We start from the raw sequence: 3025 nt of genomic DNA on the forward strand, positions 1-3025 counted from the left end.
GAAGAGGCTCACCGTGCCGGTGGGGGCGTCGGGTCCTGGACCGATGACCTCGCGGAGCGGTACGAGCGGTACGGGCGGTACGGGGCCGTCCCCGGTGACGGCGAGCGCCAGGGCGACGCGGCGGGACCGCGGGGTGGCCCGGGTCCGCAGCCAGCGGGTGATCGTGTCGCGGTAGCGGCTTCCGTCGTCCTTGGGTATCCGCCCCGCACCGAGGTCGGCGAGGAGGGCGTGCACCAGGGCGGGGTTGCCCGCGCACGCCTGGACGCACAGCTCGGCCCACTCGGCCCGGTCGTCGCACTCGGCCCGGTCGGCCCCGTCGGCCCGGTCGGCGGCGTGCGCGAGCCGGGAGACGGTCGCCGGGCCGAGCGGGCGGAGCGTCACGGACGTACCCGTGGCAGGGGGCAGAGGGGTCGCCTCCCTCTCCTGGCACTCGGTGAGGACCAGCAGCACGGGCAGGCCCGCGAGCCGACGTGCCAGGTAGCCGATCCAGCGGCGGGACACCGCGTCGGCGTCGTGCAGGTCGTCGACGGCGAGGAGTACGGGGCCCCGGGCGGCGGTTTGCGCGAGGCGGGCTACGAGGCGGTGGAAGAGCCGCTGCTCGTCGGGGGCGGGCAGGTCCGCGAAGGGGATGTCCTCGCCTTCGGGGAAGACCTGGCGTACGAGGGCGAAGGGGAACTCCGACTCCTCCGGCGAGCAGCGCGCGTGGAGGACGCGCATGGCGCCGTCCGCCGCTTCCGCCGCTTCCGCCCCTGCCTCCCGCCGTATCACTTCCTCCAGCAGGGCGGTGCGGCCCAGGCCCGTCCCCGCGCCGAACAGCAGCCAGCGGCCATCACCGGACCGCGCGGCGTCCCCGGCTCCCGCCGCCTCCGCCAACGCCCCGTCACGTTCGAGAAGTACTCTGTTCACGCCGGTCCTCCCGTCCTCCACCTGCATATGCGCTGCTCAGCGGCCCCGAGAGGAATCATGTACGGGAGGGGAGGGCCGGGGCGGGATGTCCCCAGGCCAGAATTGAATGCCTGATTCCGGCCAGGTCGGCGTGACCATGGATGATGCAGGGTTCGAATTCTTGTGCCGATGCTCTCAGCGCCGCCGAGCGGCCTAGCAATCGCTAGCATCTCCGCATGGCGGAACAGAAGCAGCTGAACGTCCGAGTGGCTCCGCACACGTACGCGTTGCTCAAGGCGCGTGCTGACCGCAAAGGGGTGACCTTGCAGTCGTACGTCTCCGGTCTGGTGGAGAGCGAGGTCGACCCTGTCCGGGACGCGTTCGTCTCAGGGGTGGTCGATGACATGGCAGAGCTGCTGCCGGAGTTCGAGGGGGCATTCCCGGCGGGAGAGCGTTGATGTATCTGCGGATCGATGCCCGCTGGGTCGAGGATTCGCTCCAGCAGTTCGAGGAACAGTCCGGTCGCGAGATCGGGATCGACGACTGGGGTGCGCTCGCGGCGGCGGTTCACCGTCATGCTTACGAGCTCCACGCGGGAGAGCCCTTCTACGTCGAGGTTCCCGTTCGCGCTGCGGTCCTGCTCCAGATGTTCGTGGTCACGCGCCCCCTGACGGACTACAACGGTCTGGTCGGCTGCGCGCTGGCCATGCGCTACATGCGCGAGTCGGGCCAGCCGGTGAAACCGCCGGGGGGCGGCATGGCCGAACTGGTGGCGGGCATCCGGGACAGTTCCCTCACACTGCGCGCGACGGCCTCCCGCCTCCGGTCCTGGGTGACGGGCTGACGCGGCCTCACCGCCCTCCCACGGTCAACTCGTCGACGACGTCCCGTAGCTCGCCCCGGCGGCCGTACACGGCTCGTTGGCGCTGCGCGCCGCCACCCTGCACCCGGACGCGGTCCCAAGCGCGCCGGACGAAGGACAGCTCGCCTGTTTCCTCCAGCGCGGGGCCGGCATGGGCGATGAGCCGGGCGACGAGGTCCGCGGCGGGGCGCAGGTGGCCCGTGAAGGGGTCGAGGCCCGAACCGGCGGGGCCGTCGTGGGCGGCGCGCCAGTGGGCCGCGCGCAGCAAGGGGTCGGGTATGTCGGGGACGGGCGCGCCCCGGCGGACGGCGGTGAGGAGGACGGTGCTCAGGGCGCGCGTCAGGCTCGCCACGAGCAGCACCGTGTCCAGGTCGGCGTTCACGTCGGGGACCCTGACCTCCAGGGTCGGCCAGCGTTCCGCGGGGCGGGCGTACCAGTAGGCGTGCCTGCGGTCGAAGAGCATGCCGGACTCGACGAGTCTGTCCAGCAGGTCGTCGTAGGCCGCCGCGTCCTCGCACAGCGGCGTCGGGCCGACGTGCGGCCAGCGGCCGAAATGCAGCGCCCGCCAGCTCGCGAAGCCGCTGTCCAGGCCGTCCTGGAAGGGTGAGTTGGCCGCCAGCGCCTGCAGCGTCGGCAGCCAGGGCCGCAGGTGGTTGGAGAGCTGCACGGCCTCCTCGCGGTCGGGCACGGCGACGTGGATGTGGCAGGCGCACGCGCTGGTGTGCTGGTCGTGGGTGACGAACGGACCGTAGAGATCGGCCAGCCGCCGGTAGCGCGGATCGTCGACGATCGACGGCGGGCCGGAGAAGGGGATGACCGGAATCCCGGACGCCACCACCCGGCAGTCGGCCTCGGCCGCCGCCGCGGCGAGCCCTTCGCGCAGCCAGCGGAGCTGTTCCCGCATCTCGTCGAGGGTGCCGACGGGGCGGGTGCGCGTCTCGACGGTGGTGGTGAAGAGCTCGGGCCCCGCCTGGTCCCCGAGGCGGTCGCGGGCCTGCTTGACGACCTCCGGCGCGCGGGCGACCGTCTCCCGCGTCTCCCGGTCGGCGAGGAAGAACTCCTCCTCTATGCCGAAGGTCGGCGCCCCCGCCGACTCCCGGCCCGGCGAGCCCGGGCCCGCCCCGGGCACCGGGGCTCCCTTGCCATCTCTCGCTAACGACACGATGCGTGGACCTTCCCGGTCAGGCGTACGATTCGGCAACGGTACGTGAGCGATCGTAAGCGGAGGGGTGCCACTCTGTACCGGCGTGAAACGGGCCAGGTGTGGGCGGGTGGATG

At 72.4% G+C, this 3025-nt stretch carries 4 protein-coding genes; 2 read left to right on the forward strand and 2 right to left on the reverse strand.

Going from position 1 to position 3025, the window contains the following annotated elements:
- Positions 1-906 (reverse strand): AAA family ATPase (locus K6I34_RS34545; protein ID WP_229331994.1); only part of this gene is annotated, 906 nt, incomplete at its 3' end.
- 215 nt (positions 907-1121) lie between these two features.
- On the opposite strand from K6I34_RS34545, the gene K6I34_RS34550 reads away from it, so the two are divergent.
- Entirely contained in the window at positions 1122-1343 is a 222-nt protein-coding gene (locus K6I34_RS34550) for a hypothetical protein (protein ID WP_229331995.1), read from the forward strand.
- Positions 1343-1729 carry a hypothetical protein gene (locus K6I34_RS34555; protein WP_229331996.1) on the forward strand — a complete coding sequence of 129 codons (387 nt, stop codon included), beginning with the start codon at positions 1343-1345 and terminating at the stop codon, positions 1727-1729. Before K6I34_RS34550 ends, K6I34_RS34555 begins: the two co-directional genes overlap by 1 nt.
- 7 nt (positions 1730-1736) lie before the next feature.
- On the opposite strand, the gene K6I34_RS34560 is transcribed toward K6I34_RS34555, so the two are convergent.
- Positions 1737-2876 carry a glutamate--cysteine ligase gene (locus tag K6I34_RS34560; RefSeq protein ID WP_229331997.1) on the reverse strand — a complete coding sequence of 380 codons (1140 nt, stop codon included), beginning with the start codon at positions 2874-2876 and terminating at the stop codon, positions 1737-1739.
- Positions 2877-3025: the final 149 nt, after the last annotated feature.

This window comes from Streptomyces sp. UNOC14_S4 (genome assembly GCF_020740835.1).
GTDB lineage: Bacteria > Actinomycetota > Actinomycetes > Streptomycetales > Streptomycetaceae > Streptomyces.